This window comes from Sporichthya polymorpha DSM 43042 (genome assembly GCF_000384115.1).
Lineage (GTDB): Bacteria > Actinomycetota > Actinomycetes > Sporichthyales > Sporichthyaceae > Sporichthya > Sporichthya polymorpha.
In genome coordinates this window covers 3,169,574-3,194,516 of sequence record NZ_KB913029.1, presented here as the reverse complement: position 1 = coordinate 3,194,516, position 24,943 = coordinate 3,169,574, and the positions used below count along the sequence as shown (strand labels likewise).

The window sequence follows — 24,943 nt, the reverse complement described above, 5'->3', positions numbered from 1 at the left end:
GCCGCACTCTGCTCTTGACGTCTGACCTGATTCGGGGGGCACAACCATGACCGGTGCACGACGGCCGAACCTCCGGCGCGCCTTGGCCGCCGCCGGAGCTCTGGCTCTGCTGACCACGCTGGCCGCGTGCAGCAACGATGACGACGACCCCGTGGCGGAGCCCGCCGCGGCGGCCACCGAGACCGCGGCGCCCGCGGCCGAACCCTCGGCGGCCAGCAGCCCGGACGCGGCGGCCGGCCCCGAGGCCGGCAACGGCGTCGGCGCGGTGCACGTCCGCTCCACCCACCTGACCTCGTGGGCCTGGGGCGACCCGGAGACCAAGGACCCGGTCGTCGCGCTGATCAAGGCCGGCAAGCTCGACAACGTCCAGCTCGACATCAAGGACGAGGACGGCATCGTCGGCTACGACTCGCAGGTCCCGCTGGCCGTCGAGGCCAAGACGGTCTACAAGCCCAACGGCACGGCGCGTTTCGACCTCGCCGCGACCATCAAGGAGATCCACGACCTCGGGGCGACCGTCACCGGGCGCATCGTCGCCTTCCGCGACCCGCGCCTGGGCAAGTGGGCCCTGAACGAGGGCAAGATGGACATGCTCATCCAGGACAGCGCGGGCAAGCCCTACCCGGCCGGCAACTACGGCGTCGGCGCGTTCACGAACTTCGCCAACAACGACGTCATGGAGTACAACATCCAGCTCGCCGAGGAAGCCGCGAAGGCCGGCTTCGACGCGATCATGTACGACTACGTCCGCAAGCCCGAGAACAGCGGCCAGGTCTACCCGGGCCTCGGGGACAAGACCCCGGCCGAGGGCATCACCGCCTTCCTCGAGAAGGCCGCCCCGCGCATCCGGGCGGCGGGCGCCGCGGCCGGCGCGGCGGTGTACGGCATCTCGTCCTTCGCGCCGTCCTCGGTCGCGCAGGACATCCCGGCGATGGCCAAGGTTCTCGACTTCGTCTCGCCGATGATCTACCCGTCGCACTGGAACAAGGGCGAGTACTCGGTCGCCTCCCCGGTCGACCAGCCGTACGACATCGTCAAGCAGTCGATGATGGACTTCAACCGCATGGTGATCGGCACCAAGTGCGCGGTCGTGCCGTGGCTGCAGAACTTCAGCTGGCCGAAGACCTACACCGCGTCCGACGTGGCCGCGCAGATCAAGGCGGTCAAGGACACCGGCATCAACAGCTGGTTCCTGTGGAACGACTCCTCGAAGGTCGGCATCGGCGCCCCGGCGCTGCAGCCCGGCGACAAGGCCAACAACGTGCCCGGCCAGATCGTGTACTCGATCAACAAGCCCGGCAACAAGTCCGAGGGCAGCACGGACCTCGAGAAGGCCCGCAAGGTCTTCGAGGCGTACCTGGCCTGGCTCGAGGGCGGACGTGAGGGCACGTTCAAGAACCCGCTCGACGAGCCCGCCACCCCGGCGACGACGGAGCCGAGCTCGTCGGACTCCTCCTCGTCGGACACCGAGTCCTCGCCGGAGCCGTCGGCGACGGCCACGCCGTAACCAGCACCAGCACCAGCACCGCGAGAGGCGCGGCGCCCCACCCGGGGCGCCGCGCCTTCCGCGTTGTGCGCCTAACCTCGGACCGATGAGATCGACCCGCACCACCGTTCGTGCCCTGGCGGCCCCTTTGGCCGCCGTCGTCGCGCTCAGCGGCTGCGGCGAGCTGACCGGCTCCTCCGGCGGCGCGGGGCCGGCTCCCGCGGCGAAGGCCGCGTCCACCACCGCGGCGACCTCCCCCGAACGGGACGCGGTGCTCGCGCGCCCACTGGCCGGCGAGCAGCCGTTGTTGCCGGCGGACCCGCGCGAGCTGGCGCGCTACCTGACCGTGGCCGAGGACGTGGTGCGCGACCGCGCCGAGAGCCCGGCCCGCGTCGCCGCCGCCGGGTGGGCGGCCCAGCACGCGTACCGCGCGCTGAACGGTCGGCCGGAGTGGCACCGCACGGTCCTCGCCGCCCTCCCGTCGCACTACCGCAAGCACGCCCGGCGGCACCTGCGCGCCGGGGAGGCGCTGGCGCAGCTGGTCGGCAAACCGGCGACGAAGATGCCGGCCTGGCAGATCGTGGAGCCGGAGCCGGCGGAGAACCTGCGCCGGTACTACGCGGCGGGCGAGCGGCGGTTCGGCGTGCCCTGGGAGGTGCTCGCCGCGATCAACCTCGTCGAGACCCGGATGGGCCGCATCGTCGGCTACTCCACCGCCGGCGCGCGCGGACCCATGCAGTTCATGCCCGCGACCTGGCGCGCGTACGGGCGCGGCGACATCGACGACGCGCACGACTCGATTCTTGCCGCCGCCCGCTACCTCGCCGCGAACGGCGGGGCGGACGGCACCAGCGCCGGTCTGCGCCGCGCCGTCCGCCGGTACAACAACTCCGGGCACTACGTCACCGGCGTCCTGCAGTACGCGGCCGTCCTCCGCGCCGACGACCGCGCGTACGCGTCCTTCCACGCCTGGCAGGTGTACTACCGGACCCGCGCCGGGGACGCCGTGCTCCGCGTCGGGTACTCCTCCCGCACCACTCCCCCGGCGAAGCGGTGGCTGGCCGATCACCCCGAGGCGCGGGTGCGGTACTTCTAGCGGTTCTGGCTCATGCCTGACGGATCGTCAGTCGTCCGCGATCCCCGCCGCTTCCTTCGCGATCTGCTCGACCTGGTCCGCCGGCACGGTGTCGGAGATGTCGACGACGCCGACGCGCGGGCCGACCTGCAGGACGACGTAGCCGCCGTAGACGCGGTCGGTGTCGAAGGCCGGGAAGTAGACGACCTTGCGGTCCGGCTCGTCGATCACCGTCACCGGGTCGCCGTAGCCGAAGTCGCCACCCGAGATCGCCGCGCACTCGTCGACGAGCGACACGATCTCGTTCGCCGCGACGCGCGCCTCCTGCGCGTTCAGGGCCTGCGCGAGCTGGTGGGTGACCGCCCGGTTGTCGCTGCCGGTGAGCCGGGTCCCGATCCGCGTGACGCCCTGGACCGGGAGCACGTCGGCGAAGGTGCTGTCGCCGGTACACGGACCGAGGCGGGCGCTCTGCCCGAGGGTCGTGCGGTCGAACGCGTGCCCGGTGACGTCGAAGTACATCCGCTCGCGGACGAGGTTCTCCTCCGAGGGCGCGTCCGTCGCAGTGGGCGACGGCGTCGCCGGTGTCGCGGCGGGCGAGGCCGTCACCGGGACGACCTCGACGTTGTCGTCGTCGTTCAGCAGGGCCGCGGCGGCCCCACCCCCGATTCCGACCACGGCGGCGGTGACGGCGGCGATCGTGGCGGTGCTGCGCTTCATGGTGTACTCCCCTGTCGTCGACGGGCGGCTCGTCGTGCCGTCCCACCCCGCTTGATGCGCGCGGGCACGGTTTCGTCGGTGACAAGTCGTGTGAGCTGCGTCACAGGCGGGCCCGCAGGAAGGTCCGGGCCGCGGAGATGCGCTCGCGGACGGTCGCCAGCGACGTCCCGGTGATCGCCGCGATCTCCTCGTACGGGAGCGAGCCGAGGTCGCGCAGCACGAACGGCTCGACGACCTGCGGCTTCGCCTCCTCGAGCCGGGCGAGTGCCTCCATCAAGTCGATCCGCGTACCGGCGATGACGCTGGTCGTGCGGGGGTCCGCGGTCTCGGGCAGCTCGATCGCGCCGTTCTCGATCGCCTGGCGGCGGAGCCGGCGGTAGGTCATCCGCGCACTGTTGGAGGCGATCACGGTGACCCAGCCCCGGAACGTGCCGACCCCGGTGTAGCTGCCGAGGTTCTGCGCGATCGCGACCAGCGCGTCCTGCGCGGCCTCCTCGGCGTCGTGCGTGTGCGGCAGGAACCGCGAGCACCGGCGCACGACGAAGGGGCGCAGTTCGCCGAGCAGCTCCTCGAGCGCGGCCGCGTCCCCGGCGCGGGCGCGCGCCACGAGGTCATCCTCGAGCGTCGTCGTGCCGTCGTCGGGTTCCACGGGCTGCCATGGTGTCTCAATGCAGTCGATCAAGCGAGTCGGCCGGTACCGGCTCGTGCGTGTCCTCGGCTCGGGCGCGTTCGCGACGGTGTGGCTCGGCGACGACCCCGCCCTCGAGGTGCCCGTCGCCGTGAAGGTGCTGGCCGACAACTGGGTGAACAACGCCGACGTCGTCGAGCGGTTCCTGGCCGAGGCGCGGTTGCTGCGGCGCATCGACGACCCGCGGGTGGTGCGCGTCTTCGACGTCGGCGTGAGCGGCGCCGGGGAGAGCGACGCGGAGTCCCGCCCCTACTTCGTCATGGAATACGTCCCCGGCGGGACGCTCGCGGACCGCATCGGGACGCTGAGCCCCGCGGACGCCCTGACCTTCGGAGTCGCGACGGCGGAAGCGGTCCAGGTGCTGCACGACGCGGGCGTCGTGCACCGCGATCTGAAGCCGAGCAACCTGCTGCTGGACGACCGCGTCACGCCGCCGCGGTTGATCGTCTCCGACCTGGGCAGCGCGAAGCTGCTGGCCGAGGCTTCGGGCATCACGGTCACGACCGGGACGCCGTCGTACATGGCGCCGGAGCAGATCCACCAGAGCGCCGGCTTCGACGCCCGCGCCGACGTCTACGCCGTCGCAGCCGTGACGTACCACCTGCTGGCCGGCGAGCCGCCGTTCTCGCACCGGACCGCGGCGTCGGTGGTGCACCGCGCCCCCGACTCCCGGCCCGCGCCCGTGGCCGCACAGGTGGGTCGCCCAGCGGGCCTGGACCACCTGCTCACGCGGGCTCTGAGCTGGGACCCCGCCGCGCGTCCGGCGAGTGCGGCGGAGTTCGCGCGCGAGTTGTCCCGTTTCGTGCCGGAAGGAGCAGGTTCGCCCGAGCCGGTGGCCGCGGGCCGCGAGCTTTCCGGCCCGGCGGTCGTCGTCGGCTGCGTCCTGCTCGCGGCGTTGTGCTTCCTGCTCGCCTACCTCGCGCTGGCGTGAGCGTGCCGGTGAGATCGCCTGTGAGATCGCCGTGAGATTGGCAATGTCGATCGTGTGAGGCCGAACGGTCAAGGCCGGGGCCGGGAGCGCCGATAGGACTTCTCGGTGCCTGCACCGGGCACCGCCGCGAGACGTGCACGCCGAATCCCGTCGCCTGTCCCGCGGTCCGCACTACCGACGAGCGGCGGGAGCGGGAGAACCGGCAACACGGGCGCGATTTCGCGCCCTCGGGGTGAAGCCCTCTGCGGAGGGCCGGGCGTCCCTGGCGTCCGAATCCGACAGGTTTCCTTCCGCAGGCGGTCCTGGGGATCTTCATGACTCTTCCGCCCGCGATGACGCACGCCCGCATCCGCCTCCGCCGAATTCTGGCCACCGCACTGTCCCTGGTCACCCTTGCCGCCGTCGTCGCCCTCGGCGCCGGCGCCCTCGGCAGCACGGCCGCCGCGGCCGGCCCCCTGAACAAGACGCTGCGACTGCAGAAGGTCGACCGCGTGATCCACACGGCGAGCCGCCTGAAGGGCACGCCGTACGTCTACGGGGGCACGAACCGCCGCGGCTTCGACTGCTCCGGCTACACCCGCTTCGTCTACGCCAAGGCCGGGGAGAAGCTCCCCCGCACCTCCCGCCAACAGTTCGCCAGCGCCCACAAGGTCGCGAAGAACAAGGTCCGCCGCGGCGACCTCGTCTTCTTCCACCGCGGCGGCCGCGTCTACCACGTCGGCATCTACGCCGGGGACAAGCAGATCTGGCACGCCCCCCGCCCCGGCCAGAAGGTCAAGCTCGAGAAGATCTGGACCTCCGCCTGGCGCGCCGGCCGCGTCCTCTGACCTCCCCGCCCTTCAACAAGGGGTGTCACCCCTTATTGAGGTCGCCGCTGTCAAGAAAGGGTGACACCCCTTACTCCCCAGTAAGGGGTGTCACCCCTTCTTGACACGACCTGCACTGGAGATGACATCTCTTGTGCAGGCACGCCCTGCAGTGGAGATGACATCTCTTGTGCAGATGCCGGTGGTGCTGATGATGCGTCAGAGGCGTTGCGCAGCCGACGTTCCCGGGCCGCGGCAGACCCGACGGGCGGCGGAAACAGACTGTCGGTGGTGGCCTCTAGGTTCAGCAGTGATGACGGGGACATCGACAGCCACCACTTCCACGCCGAGTGCGTGGCAGGTCTCGTTGGGCATTGCGCCCAGCGAGGGCGAGCGCGCGTCGATGACCGGGGCCGAGTCGGTCGGGGTGCTGCGGGCCGGCCAACGACAGCTGAACGCCGCGAACGCGGTTTGGTTGGCGATGGTGGCGGAGGTCGGGTCCCGGGGGCTGGATTCGCAGGACGAGATCGTGCGCCTGGCGGCCCCGGACCGCTGGGGCGCCGATGAGGTCCGCACTGCCCTGCACATCTCCGCCTACACCGCGAACGAACTGCTCGACTTCGCCTGGGCCGTGGTGCGCCGGTTCCCGAAGCTCCATGCCGCGATGGCCGCCGGCGAGTTGAGCATCGAACGGGCCCGGGTGATCCACTTCTGGGTCCGGGACATGAGCGATCAGCACGCCAACACCGTGATCGATGAGGTCCTCGGGCACTGCTCGATCGACGCCGACCGCCCCTGGACCAGTGAGCAGCTCGCCGCGCGGTGCCGCAAACTCGGCAGCCAGCTCGACCCCGACTGGGCCCAACGCCGGTTCACCGAGGCCCACCGGGAACGGCGGGTGATCTCCTGGCGCAACGAGGACGGCACCGCCACCCTCGCCGCGCAGAACCAGGACCCCGCCCGCGTCGCCGCCGCCATCGCCCGCGTCCGCAAACTCGCCGACGACGCCAAACGCGCGGGTGACCCCCGGCCGGTGGATCACCTGCGCTCGGAGATCGCGCTCAACCTGCTGGACGGCACCTACGCCGACTTCACCGACGAGCAGATCCTCGCCCACCTCGCCACCACCCGCCCCACCGAGGACGAGACGGTCGAGACGGCCGAGACCGACGAGGGCGACGCGTTCGAGACGGAGCCCGAGCCCGAGGCGGAGCCGGAGCCGGTGCGCGAGCCCGAGCCGGAGCCCGAGGCGGAACCGCGACCGGAGCCGCAACCCGAGCCGGAGCCGGTGGCGCGGTCGCCGCACCACGGGGTGCAGCTGACCGCGAAGGTCTCCACCCTGCTCGGGCTGGACCGCGACCCCGCCGAACTGGCCGGGCAGGGCCCGGTGCACGCCGAGTACGCCCGCGACCTTGCCCACCGACTGGCGGCCGGGCAGTGGCGGTTCGCGGTCACCGACCCCGCCGGGTACGCCATCTCCTCCGGCCTGGTCGCCGCCCGCCCCCACGGGTGGGACCGGCGCCGCTCCAGCGACCACGGCATCGTCGACCTGCTCATCCCCGCGACCCTCCTACGGGCGCTGCTCGAGGGAACCGTCACCGGGGAACACGTCCCCACCTGGCGGTCCGTGCTGGTCGAGATCGGCCGCCAGCACCTCCTCGCCACCGCCGGCGCCGAGAACGAGACCGCCCCGGAAAACCCGGACGACGCCCGGCGTCGGTTCCCCCGCCAAGAACTACGCCGGGACACCCAGCTCCGGATGACCACCTGCCAAGCCCCCGGCTGCCGACTCCCCGCCGCCCGGTCCGAGATCGACCACACCCTCGACCACGCCCGCGGGGGCCTGACCCTGGCCGGGAACCTCGGCCCGCTCTGCGAGCACGACCACGACCTCAAGACCAAAGGCGGGTGGCAACTCATCCGGCTCGGCCACGACCGAGTCCGCTGGATCACCCGCCTCGGGGTCAGCTACGACGTCGAAATCCCACCCCTGATCGACCCCGGGGAACGACCAGCACCCCGCCCCGGACCCGACGAGCCAGCCGTCTGAGGCTCCCGGGCCGAACCAGGCCGCCCACCGGTCCTCGCGGCGGACCAGACTCTGACGTTCCGTCAGACAGCCACGCCTTCCAGCACCGCCAGCGCGGTGTCGAGGGAGGCGGCGGGGTCGGAGTCGAGGGTCCCGACGGCGGGGTCGAAATTGAGGTCGAGGAACAGGTGGTCGACCCCGGCGGCGGCGTAGCGCTCGACGTCGGCGGCGATCTGCTCCACGGTCCCGGTCAGCGGCTTCCCGCCCGGAGCCACCGGAGCCGCGGTCACGACCGTCACCCCGCGGCACACCAGCGCGAGGTCGCTCGGGTCGCGGCCGCCGGCGAGGGCGAACTCCGACAGCCGGGCCCGGACCTCGGGGACGCGGTCCAGCGGGAGGCTCCCGGCCAGGTGCCCCCGGCCGAACCTCACCGCGCGGCGGAGCGCGTTCTCGGTGTACCCACCGACGAACAGCGGCGGATGCGGCCGCTGCACCGGGCCGGGGAGAACCTCACCCGGCGGCAGCGTCACGAACTCGTTCTCCAGCGCCTCCCCCGTCCACGCGGCAACCAAGGCCTCGAGATACGCGTCGAACCGCGCCCCGCGCCGGACGAAGGGCGTCCCGACCGCGGCGTACTCGTCCTGCGACCAACCCAGCGACACCCCGACGTCGAGCCGTCCGCCGGACAGAACGTCGAGGGTCGCCAGCTGCTTCGCGAGCAGGACCGGGGAGAACAGCGGCAGCATCAGCGAGCAGGTCCCCAGCCGGATCCGACTGGTCAGCGCGGCGACGTAGGCCAAGGGAGCGATCGGGTCGACGACGCTGCGGATCGTCGGCGGCCACGCCGGGCCCGGCGCCGCCGGGAAGCTGTCCCGCGGCGAGTCCGGGTACAGCAGCCGCTGCGAGGTCCACACCCGCGACCAGCCCAGCTCCTCCGCCCGCCGGGCGACGGCCGCCTGGTTCTCCGGCGTGGCCCAGCGGCCGGCGTACGGGAGGGCGAAGCCGAGCTCCATGACCGGCGAGCCTAGGGCCGCACGCGTGTCCGGACGATGCGCCGGAACTACGCTGCGACCGTGACCCCCGACGAGGCGCGGACCGCGTTCGCTTCGGCGCGGGTGGTCCGGCTGGCCACCGTGAACGCCGAGGGTGTCCCCCACCTCGTGCCGATCACGTTCGCGCTGCCGACCCCGGACGTCGTCGTGTTCGCCGTCGACCACAAGCCGAAGACGACCACCGCGCTGCGCCGCCTCGCGAACATCGCCGCGAACCCCGCCGTCTGCCTGCTGGCCGACTTCTGGTCCGAGGACTGGACCGAGTTGTGGTGGGCACGCGCGGACGGCCTCGCCGCGGTGCTCGGGGACGGAGACCCGCACCGCGACGAGGCCGTCGCATCACTGTGCGCGCGCTACGCGCAGTACCGCGACCGTCCACCCGCCGGGCCGGTGGTGTGGATCGAGGTGCAGCGCTGGAGCGGCTGGACCGGGGCCTGAGGCCGGACGATCAGCCCGCGTTGACCTTCGGCAGGATCTCCTCGGCGAGGCGCTTGAGGTCGTCCATCGTCTTCTCGGTCGGGACGTCGGCGAACGGCGGCCACAGCAGCGGCATCGTCATGCCGGCTTCCTTGTAGGCCTTGAGCCGGTCGGTGATCTGGCCGACGGAGCCCACCAGCAGGTTGGTGCCCTTGCCGGCCGGGGACTGGTCCATGTCCACGTCGGTGATGACGAACCAGATCATCGAGCACATGTCGAAGTTGTCCGGCAGAGCGTTGCCCATCTCGCCGAGCTCGTTGTTGATCTCGGTCTTCCAGCGGGCGATCTCCTCGGGCGTGTCCTGGATGCCGATCCAGCCCTGGAGGCCGTACTTCGCGATGCGCTTCGCCGACCGCTTCGGGTCCTTGAGGCCGGAGAAGTAGATCGGCGGCCCGGGCTTCTGCAGAGGCTTGTGCCCGAAGCCGCACAGGTCGAAGTCCGCGAACTCGCCGTGGTACTCGAAGAGGTCGTTGCTCCAGATGCCCTGCATGATCTCGATCGTCTCCCGCACGTGCGCGTGCCGCCGCGGGAAGATGTCGGACGCGCTGGCCGCCGCGAACTCCTCGGGCATCCATCCCGACCCGACGCCGACGTTGAGGCGTCCGCCCGCGAGGTGGTCGATCGTCGCGAGCTCGGTCGCGAGCACGCCCGGCGACCGGTAGGGGGTGTCGATGATGCTCATGCCGACGCGCAGCTTGGACGTCTTCGCGGCGAGGTACGGGATCAGCGGGTACCCCTGGAACCACTCGCCCCGGGCGGCGACCGGCATGCCCTTCGGGAACTCCGTCATCATGCCGAAGGAGTACTGCAGCTCCTGGCGGTCCGACGCCTCGGGGACGACGATCCGGTCCAGGGTCCACACCGAGTCGAAGTCGAGCTGCTCGGCGAGCGCCGTCAGGTCCTCGAGCTCCTTGAGCGTCACCTTGGTCCGGAAGTTCGGAAGGTACAGAGCGAGCCTCATGCGTGCGGCCTCCTTGCCGTGCGTTTGTCAGGTGGAAGTGACCCTAGCCACACCTCCTAAGGTTTTCGGATGAATGTCGACGCGTCCGGAGCCGAAACCCTCTGGGAACCCTCGCCCGCCCGCATCGCCGCCTCCCCGCTGCGCGCGTACCTGGACTGGCTCGCAACCCGCGAGGGCCGCCCGTTCCCCGACCACGACGCGCTCTGGTCCTGGTCGGTCGAGGGCGTCGACCGGTTCTGGACCTCCCTGGCCGAGTACTACGACGTGCGTTTCTCCACCCCGTGGACGCAGGTCCGCACCGCCGACCCCATGCCCCACACCCGCTGGTTCCCCGGCGCGCAGCTGAACTGGGCGGAGCACCTGCTCCGGCCCGGCGCGGACGACGACGTCGCGCTGGTCTGCCTCACCGAGGGCGGGACGCCGGTCCGCGAGATCACCCGCGCGGCCCTGCGCCGGTCCGTCGCCGCCGCGGCAGGCTGGCTGCGCCGCGCCGGGGTCCGGCCCGGGGACCGGGTCGTGGCCTACCTGCCGAACACCGAGCACGCGGTGATCGGCGCCCTCGCGGCCGGGGCGGTCGGCGCGGTGTGGGCGTGCTGCTCCCCCGACTTCGGGGCCGAGGGCACGATCGGCCGCCTCGCGCAGTTGGAGCCGACCGTCCTGATCGCCACCGACGGCTACCACTGGAACGGCAAGGAGGTCGACCGCAGCGACGTCGTCACCGAGCTGCGCGCTCAACTTCCGACGCTCCGTCACTTCGTGCACGTCCCCTACGTGTTCGACCGGCCGCACCCCGAGGACTCGACGCCCTGGGACGCGCTGCTGGCCGAGGACGCCCCGGCGGAGTTCGAGCCGGTCGAGTTCTCCCACCCGCTCTGGGTGCTTTTCACCTCCGGGACGACCGGCCTGCCGAAGGGCCTCGTGCACGGGCACGGCGGCATCACCCTCGAAGGCCTGAAGTGGGCCGGCCTGTACGCGGGCCTCGCCCCGAACGAGCGCCTCTTCGCCTACACCTCGACGGGGTGGGCGCTGTGGAACATGCAGATCAACGCCCTCGCGACCGGCGCGAGCATCGTGCTCTACGAGGGCAGCTTCAACCACCCCGTCGGGGCGGTGTGGGAGGCGGCGGCGCGTACGGGCGCGCACGTGATCCTCCTCGGCGCGGCGGTGGTGACGGCGACGTCGAAGTCCGGGATCTCGCCGCGACACGAGTTCGACCTGAGCGGGCTGCGGCACGTCATGGTGAGCGGGTCGGCGCTGCCGTCGGACGGCTACCGCTGGATCCTCGAGCACATCGGGGCCGTCCGCATCGACTCCACCAGCGGCGGCACCGACGTCAGCGGCGCGTTCGTCGGCAGCAACGAGTACGCCCCGGTCCAGGTCGGGCGGATCGGCGGCAAGCTCGCCGGCTGCGACTGCGGGGCCTGGGACGACGACGGCAAGCCACTCGTCGACGCGGTCGGCGAGCTCGTCGTCACCCAGCCGATGCCGTCGATGCCGGTGCACCTGTGGAACGACCCCGACGCCGCCCGCTACACCGAGGCCTACTTCGACACCTGGCCCGGCGTTTGGCGGCACGGTGACTGGGTGACGATGCACTCCGACGGCAGCATCACCGTCCACGGTCGCTCGGACGCCACGCTCAACCGGCACGGGGTGCGCCTCGGCAGCAGCGACTTCTACGACGTGCTGGAGACGATGCCGGAGATCGCCGAGACCCTGGTCATCGGCAACGACCTGCCCGACGACGGGTACTGGCTCGGCCTGTTCGTCGTGCCGGCGCCGGGGCACGCACTGGACGACGCGCTCCGGCAGCGGATCGTCGACACCCTGCGCACGCGGCTGTCCCCGCGGCACGTCCCCGACGAGATCATCGAGGCCCCGGCGGTCCCCCACACCCTGTCCGGCAAGCGCCTCGAGGTCCCGATCAAGAAGCTGCTCCGCGGGACGCCGCTGGAGCGGGCCGCGAACATCGCGGCCGTCGACGACCCGGACGCCCTGCGCTGGTTCGCCGCCTTCGCGGCGGACCGGGCACCGCGCACCTGACCACGCACCTGACCGCGACACCGGAGAGGACGACATGCCGAAAGCACCCAAGGCCGGGGCGACCCGCAAGCCGCCGGAGCCGACGGACAGCCACGCCGAGATCGAGGACTGGGCGCGCAAGGTCATGCCCGACCTCCAGCCCGTCGTCGCACGCCTCGACGAGCTCATCCGCGACCGGCTCGACGACCTGCAGTACGCCGTGAAGTGGAAGAAGGCGTACTACGGGACCTCCGACCACGGCTGGGTGATCGAGATGGTCGCCTACGACGTCTCGGTGAACGTGGTCTTCCACGGCGGCGCCGACTTCCCGTCCCCGCCTCCGCTCGGGGAGACCGGACGCACCCGCTACGTGAAGCTGCGCTCGCTCGAGGAGGTCGAGCAGCCGCAGGTCCGCGAGTGGATCGAGCAGGCGGGCCGGTTCCCGGGCTGGACGTGATGCGCCCGCCACCCGGAGCGGGAATGCGGGCGCGCGTCCCGTCGCTGCACCTGCCGTGAGTGATGCAACGACAACGACGTCCGCAACCCTGCCCGTCGGCGTACTCGACTTCGTCGGGATCGAGTACGGCCAGACCGCCGGCGACTCGATCCGCGGCGCGGTCGAGATCGCGCGCAGCGTGGAGGCCGCCGGCTACCGGCGCTACTGGGTGTCCGAGCACCACAACATGCGCAGCCTCGCCTGCAGCGCGCCCGAGATCCTGATCGCGCACATCGCGGCGCAGACCGAGCGGATCCGCGTCGGGGCGGCGGGGATCATGCTGCCGAACCACGCCGCGTTCAAGGTCGCGGAGATCTTCCGGACGCTGCTCGCCATGCACCCCGGCCGGATCGACCTCGCTCTCGGCCGCGCGCCGGGCACCGACCCGCTCACCGCCCACGTCCTGCGGCGCGGCCTGAACCTCGACCCCGGGGCCGAGTTCCCCGGCCAGGTCGCCGAACTGCTCGCGTTCCTCGGCGACGGCTTCCCCGAGGGCCACCCCTACGCCCCGCTCGTCGCCGCCCCGGTCGTCGAGGAGCAGCCGGAGATGTTCGTGCTCGGCTCCAGCGGCTACGGCACCCGGTTCGCCGCCGTCAACGGGCTGCGGGCAGCGTTCGCGCACCACATGAGCCCGGAGATCGCCGTCGAGGCGCTTCGCGCCTACCGCCGCGAGTTCGAGCCCCGGAACCCTGGCGACGAGCCCTACTCCGTCATGTCGGTGCTGACGTTCGGCAGCGAGAACCCCGACGACGTGGCCGAGTTCGAGGCGGCCTGGACGCTTATGATGCGCAACCTCGCCCGCGGGATCCGGGAGCCGCTGCGCCCGCAGGACATCGTCGAACTGGCGCGGTCGGAGTCCTTCCGCCGCGCCGAACGGGACTCGAGCCGCATGGTGGTCGGCGAACCCAAGGCCGTGGCCGAGCGCCTGCTGGAGCTTCAGGAGCAGGCCCAGGTCGACGAGATCGTCGTCGTCACCCCGAGCCTGGACCGTGCACGCCGGACCCGCAGTCTCCTCGAGGTCGCCGAAGCCTGGCGGCGGGCGGCCTGACTACGCGGACGAGGGTCAGTCGACCGCGCTCACGACCGCGAGGGCGCAGTCGACGTCCGGGTGGATCTCGAAGACCGTGTCGAGCCCGGTGATCCGCACGACGCGGAGAACACGCTCGTTGATCGCGGCCAGGCGCAGCGTGCCGCCCCCGGTGCGCAGGCGTTTGAGCCCGCCGACGAGAACGCCGAGGCCGCTGGAGTCCACGAACGTGACGTCACGCAGGGAGACGATCACGTCCGTCGCGCCCTGATCCGCCAGGTCGGTGAGCACCGAGCGCAGCACGGGGGCCGTGTAGGCGTCGAGCTCGCCGCGGACGTGCGCGACGGTACTTACGCCCTGAGTTTCCACCGAGACGGTGAGATCCATGGGTGCCTTAGAAAGTTGCACCGCCGGTGTCTTCAGCGGAGTCGGTCACCTCGACCCTAGCGCACGCCCGGTTGACAGGGGCGGCGGCAGCGAACAAAAGTCGGCCTCCCACCACCTTTCCCGCCCGGAATCCGGCGCGGGCACTTCTCGACGGGACGAACGAGCGTGAACGAACGGCCGGACCTTGCCGGGACGATGCTGGCCCTGGCCGACGACTTCGTGGGCCTGGGCCGGGTGACGCTCCAGATCGCGGACGAGCAGGACCTCCTGGCGGCCGTGGCGCGGGTGGCGCAGGCGCGCATCGAGCCCGCGGACTGGGTCAGCATCACCACCCTGGCCGGGGGCGAGTTCCGGACGATGGCCAGCACCGACCCCCGCGCCGAGCAGGCGGACGCGATTCAGTACGCGGTCGGCGCCGGCCCGTGCGTCGACGCGATCCTGGACGAGACCGACGTGGTTGTCCGCGACCTGCGGACCGACGAACGCTGGCCGACCTTCGGCCACCGCGTCGCCGACGAGCTCGGCGTCCGCAGCATGATGGCGTTCCGCCTGACGATGGACGTCAAGGACACGATCGCCGCGCTCAACGTCTTCAGCTGCACCGTCGACGCCTTCGACACCGAGGCCGTCGTCACCGGGCGGCTGATGGCCACCTACTCCGCGCTCGGGCTGAACTCGATCGCCGACCGGCGTCGGGCCGAGGAGCTGCAGCAGGCCCTCGGGTCCGCCCGGGAGATCGGCATCGCGATCGGGGTCCTCATGGTGAGCGAGCAGCTCACCCGCGAGCAGGCCTTCGAGGTCCTGCGCACGCACAGCCAGGACCAGAACCGCAAGCTGCGCGAGATCGCCGCGTACGTCGCCGAGACCGGCACCCTCCCCCACGCCAACGGGCACGCTGCGCAGAGCTGACGACGCTCCCGCCGCGGCCGACGTACCGTGGAGCGATGCGTGACCTTCGCCGGAGTTGGAGCTACCACGAGTCCGTGCTCAAGGAGATCGCCGGCGAACGGGCGAACACCTTGGGCCTCGCCGGGGTCAGGCTGAACGAAGCCCTCGCCGCCTACCGGTCGGCTCTCGAGACCGGCGCCGAATCCGCCCGCGTCGAGACCGCCCTGACCGAGGCCCGCGACGCCGCCTGGGCCCTGGTCGTCCAGCGCGAGTGCGCGGGGTTCCGATCCAAGGACTTCACCTGGCTCCGCGAGCACTGGGGCGTCCCCGACGAGATCCTCCGACGGATCTGACGGCCAGATCTGGGCCTAGTCAGGGAGATCAAGGTCCAGCAGCACGTCCACCGCGACCGCGCTTGACCGGCCCACCACCAACGGGTTCACCTCGAGTTCGCGCACGCCCGGCGCGCGCCCGGCCCGACTGATGCGCTCGACGGCCGCGACGGCGCCCTCGACATCGCGCGGCGGTGTGCCCCGATGACCGGCGAGCAGGGGCCAGCACCGCAACGAGGAGAGCAGGGCCCGCGCGGTCTCCGCACTGACGGGCGCGAGTGCGTGGACGAGGTCCCGGTGCAGTTCGACCTCGGTGCCACCCCGGCCGACGGTCAGGATGCCCGGCCACCCCTCTGCGGGCGCGGTCACCGACACCAGCAGCTCCACGCCCGCCGGGACCTGTTCCTGCACCAGCACCGCGCGGACTCCGGGTACCGACGCGAAGAGGTCCTCGGCCTCCGCGGCCGCACGATCCGGCGTTACGTCGAGACGAACCCCGCCGAGTTCGGTCTTGTGCTCCAACCCGGGGGCGACGGCCTTGAGCGCGGCTCGACCGCCGACCTTGACCACGGCCTCGGCGGCGGCCTCCGCGGTCTCGATCCGGAGAGCCGCCGGTGTCCGTGCCCCCAGGCGATCGAGCAGGTCCCACCCGTCGCCCGGCGCGATCGGCACCGCACCGCCGAGTACCGGTGAGGCGACTCGCGACGGCGCGGCCGCCCCCAGGACCCGCGCGGCCAACGCGACCGAGGACAGCACCGGGACCCCGGCGCCCGTGAGAATGCGGCGCGCCTCGGCGGTGGCGTCCTCCCCGGCCATCCAGACGACGACGAGCGGCGGGGCGCCCGCGGGCGCGTCGTGCACCACCCGTGCGAGGTCGGCCGCGAGCGCCCGGGCCGTCTCGCCGACGAGCATCGTGAGTACGACGACCACCGCGTCGACGCTCGCGTCGGCGCGCACGATCGCGCACACCCGGGCGAACGCGTCACCTCCGTCGTTGAACTGCTGGGCGGTGACGTCGACCGGGTTCTGCACCGCGCCGAACGACGGGACCAGGGCGGTCAGCGCCTGCTGCGTCGCCGCGCCCAGTTCCGGCACGGCGAGATCGGCGTCGGCGCACCGGTCAGCGGCGAGGGTGCCGGCCCCGCCCGAACTCGTGAGAACGGCGACGCGGCGCCCGGTCGGCCGGGCCTGCCCGCGGAGCAGGGCCGCTGCTGCGAGCATCTCCTCCACGTCGTCGACGAGCACGACTCCGTGCTCCCGGGAGACCAGGTCGAACGCCGGGTGGTCACCGAGCATCGCACCCGTGTGCGAGAGCGCGGCGCGGCGTCCGGTCTCGCTGCGCCCGCTGCGGAGCACGACGAGCGCCGTTCCCGCCGCCCGCGCCTCGACGGCCAGTCGCACGTAGTCCTCCCCCCGCGGGAGCGACTCGGTGTACATCGCGAGGACCCGGATCTCCGGATCGGCCACCAGGACGCGTCCGATCTCCGTGAGGTCGACGTCCGCCTGATTGCCGGTGCTGACCCAGGCGCTGAGATCCAGGCCGCGGGCCGCGGCCAGGTCCAGCAGCGACCCGCCGACCGCGCCGCTCTGCCCGACATACGCGATGCCGCTGGCGCTCGCGAGCGGTCGCGCGGCGGCCGCCGAGAACGTCGCGAACAGCCGGCTCTCGGCGACGAACAGCCCCTGACAGTTCGGTCCGATCACCCGGACACCGGCCGCGTGCGCGGCCGCCACGAGGTCGGCCTGGAGCGCCGCTCCGCCCGCTCCGACCTCCGCGAATCCAGAGGCGAAGACGACGACGGCCGCCGCGCCGACGGCGCCGGCCGCCTCCACCGTCGCGACCACGTTCTCGGCCGGGGTCAGGCACAGCACCAGATCGACCGGACCCGGCACCGAGGTCAGGTCCGGGTGGCACGGCAGCGACCCGAGTTCGGAGTGCTTCGGATTGACCGGCAGCACGCGTCCGGCGTAGCCGCGGTCCCGCAGCCACTCCAGTGGACGCGCCATCGGGTGTCCCGGTCGCCCGGACACTCCGACCAACGCCACCGAGCGGGGCCGGAACACCCGGTCCCAGTTGGTGCTTCGACCGCCCGGCAGGCTCATCGCCGTCCTCCGCTCACCCGGACCCCATGACCGTGCCGCTATATCGGACACAATTTTGTATCCAATGTCCAGCGCCGGAACGAGCCCCCGCACGGTTACGCTGGGATCCGGAGGTGCCGATGGCCGCGATCGAACCCGCTCCCCCGCAGCGGACCACGACGGTGGAGCGCGCAATCTCCGAGATCCGCGCCCTGCTCCGGAGCCGTCAGCTCGTGCCGGGGCAGCAGGTCCGCCAGGAGGCCCTCGCCGGCCGCCTGGGCGTGAGCCGGATCCCGGTGCGCGAGGCACTGAAAGCACTGGCGGCCGAAGGCATCCTCGACCACGAACCCAACGTCGGCTACACGGTCGCCCGGCTCAACGCGGCCGAGCTCGCGCAGATCTACCTGATGCGCCGGGCCCTGGAGACCGAGGTGCTCCGCGCGCTTCCGCGCCTGACATCCACGCAGGTGAAGGAGCTGACGGCGCTCAACGACGCCATCGGCGAGGCGGTCGAGCGCGCGGACGTCGCGGAGATCCTTGCCACCAACCAGGCCTTCCACTTCGCGATGTTCGGCCTGTCCGGCCTCGACCTCGTCGTGGCCGAGATCGAGAAACTGTGGCGCCGCAGCGAGCCGTACCGGACCTTGCACCTCTACGACAGCGACGGCCGTAAGCGGATCGTCCGCGAGCACCGCCGGATGATCACCGCACTGCGCCAGGGCGATCACGAGCAGGTCGTCGCGCTGATGGACGCGCACCGCGACCTCACCGTGAGCGATCTCCACACTGCGCTCGCGCCGTCGCCCCGCTGAGATTGATTGCCTACCAAATTGCATACAATCTTGTGCGCACCACTCCGGAATCGCTAAGGTCGGCCATCCATCCCTGACCGTCCCGGAGGTCACCGATGACCGTGCTGCGGTCTGCGCTCGACCTGACGTCCGAGACGTACACGTGCAACCGCGCCCACCAGCTCGAGCTGCTCGCCGCGTTGACGGAGCAGCTCGAGGTCGCCGCGGCCGGCGGCGGCGACGACGCCCTGCGGCGGCACCGGGAACGGGGGAAGCTGCCGGTCCGGGAGCGGATCGCCCTCCTGCTCGACCCGGACTCCCCCTTTCTCGAGCTGTCGACGCTCGCCGCGTGGGGCACCTCCTTCACGGTGGGCGCCGCCACGGTCACCGGCATTGGGGTGGTGTCCGGCGTCGAGTGCGTCGTCGTCGGGCACGACCCGACCGTGCGCGGCGGGGCGATGAATCCCTACTCTCTGCGCAAGATCCTGCGCGCCCTGGAGATCGCCCGCATCAATCGGCTGCCGGTCGTCAACCTGGTGGAGTCCGCCGGGGCGGACCTGCCGACGCAGGCCGACCTGTTCGTCCCCGGCGGCCGGATCTTCCACGAACTCACCGAGCTCTCCGCCCACGCGATTCCGACGGTCGCGCTCGTCTTCGGCAACTCCACCGCCGGCGGTGCGTACGTGCCGGCGATGTGCGACTACGCCGTCCTCGTGGACCGGCAGGCGAAGGTCTTCCTCGGCGGCCCGCCGTTGGTCCGGATGGCGACCGGCGAGGAGTCCGACGACGAGTCCCTCGGCGGTGCCGAGATGCACTCGCGGATCTCGGGTCTCTCCGACCACCTGGCGGCCGACGAACGCGACGCGATCCGGCTGGGCCGGCAGATCGTCGCCCGCCTCGGCCGGCGCAAGCAGGGACCCCCACCCGCTCCCGACGCGCGCGAGCCCCGGTACGACCCGGACGAGATCCTCGGCATCGTCTCGGCCGACCCCAAGGTCCCCTTCGACCCGCGGGAGGTGATCGCCCGCACCGTCGACGACTCCGACTTCGACGAGTACAAGCCGCTCTACGGCACGTCGCTCGTCACCGGCTGGGCGACGCTGCACGGGTACCCGGTCGGCATCCTCGCGAACCACCGCGGGGTGCTGTTCAGCGAGGAGGCGAAGAAGGCCACCGAGTTCATCCTGCTCGCGAACTCCTCCGACATCCCGCTGGTCTTCCTCCAGAACACGACCGGCTACATGGTCGGTCGGCGCTACGAGGAGGGCGGCATCGTCAAGGACGGCGCGAAGATGATCAACGCCGTCACCAACAGCACGGTCCCGCATCTGACCGTGAACATGGCCTCGTCGTTCGGAGCCGGTAACTACGGCATGGCCGGCCGCGCGTTCGACCCACGCCTGCTGTTCTCCTGGCCGGGGGCACGGCTCGCCGTCATGGGGGCGACCCAGTTGGCCGGGGTGCTCTCGCTCGTCGGCCGCGCCTCCGCCGCCGCGCAGGGCCGGCCCTTCGACGAGGAGGCCGACGCCTCCCGCACGCGCGCGATCGAGGCACAGATCGACGGCGAGTCGCACGCGTTCGCCGTCTCCTCCCGGCTCTACGACGACGGCGTCGTTGACCCGCGGGACACCCGCACGGTGCTCGGGATGGCCCTGTCGGCGGCCCACTCGGGCCCGGTCAGCGGACGCCGCGGCTTCGGCGTCTTCCGGATGTGAGGCTCCGTCATGACGATCCGTCCCGTCCGCAAACTCCTCGTCGCCAACCGCGGGGAGATCGCCGTCCACGTCCTGCGCACCGCGCACGAGCTCGGGATCGCCACTGTCGCCGTGCACTCGGACCCGGACGCGGACGCACCGTTCGTGGCGCTGGCCGACGAGGCGGTCCGCCTGCCCGGCGCCACCCCGGCCGAGACCTATCTGCGCGGAGATTCCGTGATCGCCGCCGCGCGGGCCACCGGCGCGGACGCCGTCCATCCCGGCTACGGCTTCCTGTCCGAGAACGCCGGCTTCGCCCGGGACTGTCAGGAGGCCGGCCTGACCTTCGTCGGTCCGGCCCCCGCGGCCATCGCGGCCATGGGGTCCAAGCTCGAGGCCAAGGCCCTCATGGCCGCCGCGGGAGTCCCGGTGCTCCCGGGCGCGACCGTGGGACCCGGGGAGGATGCCCGGGCGGAGGCCGACCGGATCGGTTACCCCGTCCTCGTCAAAGCTGCCTTCGGCGGCGGCGGGCGGGGCATGCGCGTCGTGCGGGACCCGGACGAGTTGGCCGGCGCCCTCGAACAGGCCGCCCGTGAGGCGGCCTCGGCCTTCGGGGACGGCACGGTCTTCCTCGAGCGGTACGTCGAGCGGCCCCGGCACGTGGAGGTGCAGATTCTCGGCGACGCCCACGGCACGGTCGTCTCCCTCTTCGAGCGGGACTGCTCGGTCCAGCGCCGGCACCAGAAGATCGTCGAGGAATGTCCCTCCCCCGCAGTCGACGCACAGCTGCGCGCGGACCTCGGCGCGGCGGCCGTCGCGGCGGGCCGGGCGATCGGCTACACCAACGCCGGGACCGTCGAGTTCCTCCTCGAGGAGAGTGGCGCCTTCCACTTCCTCGAGGTCAACGCCCGCCTGCAGGTCGAGCACCCCGTCACTGAGATGGTCACCGGGCTCGACCTGGTCGCCCTCCAGATCCAGGTGGCCGAGGGGCGGCCGCTGCCGGAGAGTGTGCGCGCCGCGCGGCTCGACGGCCACGCGATCGAGGCCCGCCTCTACGCCGAGGACGTCCCGGCCGGGTTCCTCCCGACCACCGGGACTCTCGACCGGTTCCACGTCCCCACCCCGCCCGGGGTTCGCGTGGACTCCGGGGTGTCCGACGGCTCCGTCGTCGGCCCGCACTACGACGCCATGCTCGCGAAGGTCGTCGCCCACGGCGAAACCCGCGACGAGGCCGCGCGACGACTGGCACGCGTCCTCGCCCGAGCCGAGCTCCACGGCGTCGTCACCAATCGCGACCTGCTCGTCGGGCTCCTCGGCGAGGAGGAGTTCCTCGCCGGACGCGCCGACACCGCCTACCTGGACCGCCATCCCGAACTGACGAACCCTCAGCCTGCCGCGGCGACCCGGGTTCACGCCGTGGTGGCGGCGTTGGCCCGCCAGGCCCGGAACCGCTCCACGGCTTTGGTGCTCGCCGGGTTCCCGTCGGGCTGGCGCAACGCTCCCGCCCCGCCGCAGGCCGTCTCCTACGCCGTCGGCGGCCGGACGTACGCGGTCACCTACACGATCCGCGACCGCGGCGCGTTCGGCCGGGACGTGGACGTCGCGGTCGACGGCGAGGATCTCCCGTGCCGGCTCGTCACGGCAGCCCCCGAACGGGTCGTGCTGGAGAGCGGCGGCGTCCGCCGGACCTACCGCGTCCACACCGTCGGCGGCCGCACGTACGTCGACGGACCGGACGGCACCGCCGCCCTGGTGGAACTGCCCCGACTGCCCGAGCCCGGGTCCGTCGCGGCCCCGGGATCGCTGCTCGCCCCCATGCCGGGGACGGTCGTCCGCGTCCTCGCCGCGACGGGCGAGTCCGTGACGCCAGGTCAGGTCCTCGTCGTGCTGGAGGCGATGAAGATGGAACACACCGTGACCGCCCCCGCCGCCGGGACCCTGAGCCGCCTGACGGTCGCCCCCGGCGACCAGGTGCAGCCCCAGCAACTGATCGCCGTCATCGAGGAGCAGCCACCCGAATACGCAGCCTGAACACGCACCCTGAACACGCAGTCGGAAACGCAGCCGGAAACCGCAGCACCCCACGATCGGAGCGAGCCATGGGACTTCTCGACGGCAAGGTCGCGCTGGTGACCGGAGCGGCCCGGGGCCAGGGCCGGGCGCACGCGCTCACCTGCGCCCGCGAGGGTGCGGACGTGATCGCGGTGGACGTCCCCGGTGAACTGCCGTCGGTCCCGTACCCGCTGGGCACCGCGGAGGAGCTCGCCGAGACCGCCCGGCTCGTCGAGGACCACGACCGGCGGGTCCTCACCGCGGCGGCCGACGTCCGGGACCAGGCGGCTCTCGACGCCGTCGTCGCGCAGGGTGTGGCGGAGCTCGGCCGGATCGACATCCTCGTCGCGAACGCCGGCATCTGGACCCGGGCGCCGTTCTGGGAGCTCACCGACGCGCAGTGGGAGGAGATGATCGCGGTCAACCTCACCGGCGTGTGGCGGTGTGCGAAGGCGGTCGCGCCGCACATGATGGAGCGCCGGACGGGGTCGATCGTCGTCATCTCCTCGGCGAACGGCGTCGAACCCGGCCAGAACTACGCGCACTACTGCGCGGCGAAACACGGGGTGATCGGGCTGATGAAGAACCTCGCGCTCGAACTCGCGCCGTTCGGCGTCCGCTGCAATGCGATCTGTCCCGGTGCGATCGACACCCCGATGGTCAATCAGCCCGCGGTCTACGACATGTTCGCCGGGCGGAAGGGCGGCACCCGCGAGGACATGCTCGCGGGCGGCCACGCCTTCCACGCCCTGCGCGGCACCGGGTTCCTCGACCCACAGGTCATCGCCGACGCCGCCCTGTTCCTCAACTCGGACCTCGCCGCCGCGATCACCGGTGCCACCCTGCCCGTCGAGGCCGGCCATCTGCTCCTCCCCGGGCTCAACCTGGCCCCGGTGATGGCGTGACCGAACGCCGGTTGCGGATCGACGCCCGGTTGCGCAACGACCTCACCACCATCGCCGAGGACGTCCGCACCTGCGACGAGCTCGGCTTCGACGGGGCCTGGAACACCGAGACCGTCAACGACCCGTTCGTCGCGCTCACCCTCGCCGCGGAGCACTCCCGGCAGGTCGAGATCGGACCGTCGGTGGCCATCGCCTTCGCCCGGACGCCGATGACCGTCGCCTACCCCGCCTGGGACCTGCAGCGGTTCTCCGGCGGGCGGTTCGTGCTCGGGCTCGGCAGTCAGATCCGCCCGCACGTGGCCAAGCGCTTCTCGATGCCGTGGGGACGACCGGCGGCCCGCATGCACGAGTTCGTCACGGCTCTGCGCGCGATCTGGCGGACCTGGGAGACCGGCGAGCGACTGGACCACCGCGGGGAGTTCTACGAGCACTCCCTGATGACGCCGAACTTCACCCCGGCCCCGAACCCGTACGGACCGCCCAAGGTCTTCCTCGCCGCCGTCGGCCCGAAGATGCTGCAGACCACCGCCGAGGTCGCGGACGGGCTGTTCGTGCACTCGTTCTGCACCGAGCGCTACCTCCGCGAGGTCGTCCGGCCCACGCTGGAGCGGCACCGTCCCGCCGGGGCCGCACCGCTCGAGATCGCCCACTCCCCCTTCGTCGCGCTCGACGAGGCCGATCGCGAGGCGGTACGTCGGCAGATCTCCTTCTACGGCTCCACACCGGCCTACCGCCCGGTGCTCGACCTCCACGGCTGGGGCGATCTGCACGACGAGCTGAACGCGCTGTCGAAGCAGGGACGCTGGGACGACATGGTGCCGTTGGTGTCCGACGAGGTGCTCGGCGCGATGTGCGCGTCCGGCACCGAGGAGGAGGTGGCCGCCGCGCTCCACCGGCAGTTCTCCGGCCTCGTCGACCGCATCCGGTTCAACCGCCCGGGTGACGTCCCCTCACCCCGACGCTTCGGCGGACTCCTCGCCGCCCTGCGCGCCCACGGCTGACCCGGCCCCGGGGCCGAAGCGGGGGGCCGGGGCGGGCACCGGCACGCCGTCGACTTCGATCAGCGCCCGGCGGGCGGCGTGGTGCGGGAAGTCGGCGAGCTCGTCGCGCCGCAGCACCGGTGACACGCAGGCGGTGGTACCGGCGAAGGCCGCCACCCACTCCGCCCGGGTGCGCCCGGCGAAGATCTCCCGGAGCTCACTCTTCAGCGCCGGCCAGTCCGCCGCGCGCCGGTCGCGCCACCGCGGGTCGTCGGCCCGGCCGAGCACTTCGAGGAGCGCCCGCCAGAACGGGTCCAGCAGAGCCCCCACCGCGACGTGCTGCCCGTCGGAGGTCTCGTAGACCTCGTAGAACGGCGCCCCGGAGTCGAGCAGGTTGGTCCCGCGGGGCCCCGGGGGGTCGAACGCGTAGGTCGCGCTCGCCAGCAGCATCGCGCCGTCGCACATCGCGGCGTCCACGACGCGGCCCCGCCCGGTCCGCCGCGCGTCGGTGAGCGCCGCGAGGGCACCGACCACCGCGAGCATCCCTCCCCCGCCGTAGTCCGCGACGAGATTGAGCGGCGGCGTCGGGGCCTGGCCGGCCCGGCCCACCTCATCGAGCACACCGCTGACCGCCAGGATGTTCAGGTCGTGCCCGACCTCCTGGGCCAACGGCCCGGCCTGCCCGTAGCCGGTCAGGCGCACGTAGACCAACGCCGGATTGCGTTCGTGGCACGGGCCCGGACCGACGCCGAGCCGTTCGGTCACCCCGGGTCGGTATCCCTCGATCAGCACGTCGCACGAGGCGACGAGGTCGAGGAGCGCATCGGCCGCCCCCGGCGCCCGCAGGTCCAGGACGACCGACTGCTTGCCCCGGCCGAGCACGTCGACCCGGCGGCGAGCCTCGGCCGGGACCGCCGGCGGTTCGGGGCGGTCGACGCGGAGCACCCTCGCCCCGAGGTCGGCGAGCATCATCCCGGCGAAGGAGACGGGACCCAGTCCGGCCAGTTCGAGCACACGGACGCCGGTGAGCGGAGGATCCGCGGCGGCGGACGCCGAGGGTGCCAC

The 24,943-nt window shown here is 72.3% G+C and carries 23 protein-coding genes; 16 read left to right on the top strand and 7 right to left on the bottom strand.

The annotated features are described in order from the left end of the window. The first annotated feature begins 46 nt into the window (after positions 1–46). Together SPOPO_RS29845 and SPOPO_RS35230 are read left to right on the top strand one after the other, a co-directional pair. Complete coding sequence (locus SPOPO_RS29845) at positions 47–1,507, top strand: putative glycoside hydrolase (RefSeq protein ID WP_156869919.1); 1,461 nt, start codon at positions 47–49, stop codon at positions 1,505–1,507. 85 nt (positions 1,508–1,592) lie between these two features. Then, entirely contained in the window at positions 1,593–2,582 is a 990-nt protein-coding gene (locus SPOPO_RS35230) for a lytic transglycosylase domain-containing protein (RefSeq protein ID WP_028984819.1), read from the top strand. A gap of 27 nt (positions 2,583–2,609) precedes the next feature. On the opposite strand, the gene SPOPO_RS0115610 is transcribed toward SPOPO_RS35230, so the two are convergent. Together SPOPO_RS0115610 and SPOPO_RS0115605 are read right to left on the bottom strand one after the other, a co-directional pair. Next, positions 2,610–3,278: a hypothetical protein gene (locus tag SPOPO_RS0115610; protein WP_019875796.1), complete on the bottom strand. Its 669-nt coding sequence runs from the start codon at positions 3,276–3,278 to the stop codon at positions 2,610–2,612. Between the two features lie 100 nt (positions 3,279–3,378). After that, positions 3,379–3,927, bottom strand: coding sequence for an RNA polymerase sigma factor (locus SPOPO_RS0115605; protein ID WP_019875795.1), 549 nt, complete (start codon positions 3,925–3,927; stop codon positions 3,379–3,381). A 19-nt stretch (positions 3,928–3,946) separates the two neighbouring features. On the opposite strand from SPOPO_RS0115605, the gene SPOPO_RS0115600 reads away from it, so the two are divergent. The 3 genes from SPOPO_RS0115600 (at position 3,947) to SPOPO_RS32905 (ending at position 7,753) form a co-directional block, all read left to right on the top strand. After that, positions 3,947–4,897 carry a serine/threonine-protein kinase gene (locus SPOPO_RS0115600; protein ID WP_019875794.1) on the top strand — a complete coding sequence of 317 codons (951 nt, stop codon included), beginning with the start codon at positions 3,947–3,949 and terminating at the stop codon, positions 4,895–4,897. A gap of 314 nt (positions 4,898–5,211) precedes the next feature. After that, positions 5,212–5,724 carry a C40 family peptidase gene (locus SPOPO_RS0115595; RefSeq protein WP_156869917.1) on the top strand — a complete coding sequence of 171 codons (513 nt, stop codon included), beginning with the start codon at positions 5,212–5,214 and terminating at the stop codon, positions 5,722–5,724. A gap of 382 nt (positions 5,725–6,106) precedes the next feature. Then, complete coding sequence (locus SPOPO_RS32905) at positions 6,107–7,753, top strand: HNH endonuclease signature motif containing protein (protein ID WP_028984818.1); 1,647 nt, start codon at positions 6,107–6,109, stop codon at positions 7,751–7,753. Positions 7,754–7,815: 62 nt separating this feature from the next. Here SPOPO_RS32905 and SPOPO_RS0115585 read toward each other — a convergent pair whose 3' ends face one another. Further along, a complete protein-coding gene (locus SPOPO_RS0115585) occupies positions 7,816–8,745 on the bottom strand; it encodes a TIGR03619 family F420-dependent LLM class oxidoreductase (RefSeq protein WP_019875791.1) in 930 nt (309 codons plus the stop codon). Positions 8,746–8,781: 36 nt separating this feature from the next. Here SPOPO_RS0115585 and SPOPO_RS0115580 point away from each other — a divergent pair, with 36 nt between their 5' ends. Beyond that, entirely contained in the window at positions 8,782–9,222 is a 441-nt protein-coding gene (locus SPOPO_RS0115580; protein WP_019875790.1) for a TIGR03668 family PPOX class F420-dependent oxidoreductase, read from the top strand. 10 nt (positions 9,223–9,232) lie between these two features. On the opposite strand, the gene SPOPO_RS0115575 is transcribed toward SPOPO_RS0115580, so the two are convergent. After that, entirely contained in the window at positions 9,233–10,222 is a 990-nt protein-coding gene (locus SPOPO_RS0115575) for an LLM class flavin-dependent oxidoreductase (protein ID WP_019875789.1), read from the bottom strand. A 69-nt stretch (positions 10,223–10,291) separates the two neighbouring features. On the opposite strand from SPOPO_RS0115575, the gene SPOPO_RS0115570 reads away from it, so the two are divergent. Genes SPOPO_RS0115570 through SPOPO_RS0115560 form a run of 3 tightly spaced genes read left to right on the top strand, consistent with a single transcriptional unit; the run spans position 10,292 to position 13,788 of the window. Beyond that, positions 10,292–12,265, top strand: a complete 1,974-nt coding sequence (locus tag SPOPO_RS0115570) for an acetoacetate--CoA ligase (protein WP_019875788.1) — start codon at positions 10,292–10,294, stop codon at positions 12,263–12,265. A 34-nt stretch (positions 12,266–12,299) separates the two neighbouring features. Continuing rightward, positions 12,300–12,701: a DUF1801 domain-containing protein gene (locus SPOPO_RS0115565; protein WP_019875787.1), complete on the top strand. Its 402-nt coding sequence runs from the start codon at positions 12,300–12,302 to the stop codon at positions 12,699–12,701. 55 nt (positions 12,702–12,756) lie between these two features. Further along, a complete protein-coding gene (locus tag SPOPO_RS0115560) occupies positions 12,757–13,788 on the top strand; it encodes an LLM class flavin-dependent oxidoreductase (RefSeq protein ID WP_019875786.1) in 1,032 nt (343 codons plus the stop codon). Positions 13,789–13,803: 15 nt separating this feature from the next. Here the strand turns inward: SPOPO_RS0115560 and SPOPO_RS0115555 are convergent, their stop codons facing one another. Then, positions 13,804–14,154 (bottom strand): STAS domain-containing protein, encoded by a 351-nt coding sequence (locus SPOPO_RS0115555; protein ID WP_019875785.1) that lies wholly within the window; start codon positions 14,152–14,154, stop codon positions 13,804–13,806. A 165-nt stretch (positions 14,155–14,319) separates the two neighbouring features. On the opposite strand from SPOPO_RS0115555, the gene SPOPO_RS29835 reads away from it, so the two are divergent. Beyond that, a complete protein-coding gene (locus tag SPOPO_RS29835; RefSeq protein WP_019875784.1) occupies positions 14,320–15,063 on the top strand; it encodes a GAF and ANTAR domain-containing protein in 744 nt (247 codons plus the stop codon). Positions 15,064–15,098: 35 nt separating this feature from the next. Continuing rightward, positions 15,099–15,395: a DUF6665 family protein gene (locus tag SPOPO_RS0115545; protein ID WP_156869915.1), complete on the top strand. Its 297-nt coding sequence runs from the start codon at positions 15,099–15,101 to the stop codon at positions 15,393–15,395. Positions 15,396–15,410: 15 nt separating this feature from the next. On the opposite strand, the gene SPOPO_RS0115540 is transcribed toward SPOPO_RS0115545, so the two are convergent. Continuing rightward, positions 15,411–17,477, bottom strand: coding sequence for an acetate--CoA ligase family protein (locus SPOPO_RS0115540; RefSeq protein ID WP_051098381.1), 2,067 nt, complete (start codon positions 17,475–17,477; stop codon positions 15,411–15,413). 119 nt (positions 17,478–17,596) lie between these two features. On the opposite strand from SPOPO_RS0115540, the gene SPOPO_RS29830 reads away from it, so the two are divergent. The 5 genes from SPOPO_RS29830 (at position 17,597) to SPOPO_RS0115515 (ending at position 23,899) form a co-directional block, all read left to right on the top strand. Continuing rightward, complete coding sequence (locus SPOPO_RS29830) at positions 17,597–18,268, top strand: GntR family transcriptional regulator (RefSeq protein WP_019875781.1); 672 nt, start codon at positions 17,597–17,599, stop codon at positions 18,266–18,268. A gap of 95 nt (positions 18,269–18,363) precedes the next feature. Continuing rightward, positions 18,364–19,962 (top strand): acyl-CoA carboxylase subunit beta, encoded by a 1,599-nt coding sequence (locus SPOPO_RS0115530; RefSeq protein WP_019875780.1) that lies wholly within the window; start codon positions 18,364–18,366, stop codon positions 19,960–19,962. 9 nt (positions 19,963–19,971) lie between these two features. Further along, a complete protein-coding gene (locus tag SPOPO_RS0115525; protein WP_019875779.1) occupies positions 19,972–21,972 on the top strand; it encodes an acetyl/propionyl/methylcrotonyl-CoA carboxylase subunit alpha in 2,001 nt (666 codons plus the stop codon). A gap of 68 nt (positions 21,973–22,040) precedes the next feature. Further along, positions 22,041–22,898, top strand: a complete 858-nt coding sequence (locus SPOPO_RS0115520; RefSeq protein ID WP_019875778.1) for a mycofactocin-coupled SDR family oxidoreductase — start codon at positions 22,041–22,043, stop codon at positions 22,896–22,898. Further along, positions 22,895–23,899, top strand: coding sequence for a TIGR03617 family F420-dependent LLM class oxidoreductase (locus tag SPOPO_RS0115515; protein ID WP_019875777.1), 1,005 nt, complete (start codon positions 22,895–22,897; stop codon positions 23,897–23,899). Before SPOPO_RS0115520 ends, SPOPO_RS0115515 begins: the two co-directional genes overlap by 4 nt. Here SPOPO_RS0115515 and SPOPO_RS0115510 read toward each other — a convergent pair. Continuing rightward, entirely contained in the window at positions 23,849–24,943 is a 1,095-nt protein-coding gene (locus SPOPO_RS0115510; RefSeq protein ID WP_019875776.1) for a CaiB/BaiF CoA transferase family protein, read from the bottom strand. The two genes, SPOPO_RS0115515 and SPOPO_RS0115510, sit on opposite strands and share 51 nt — an antisense overlap.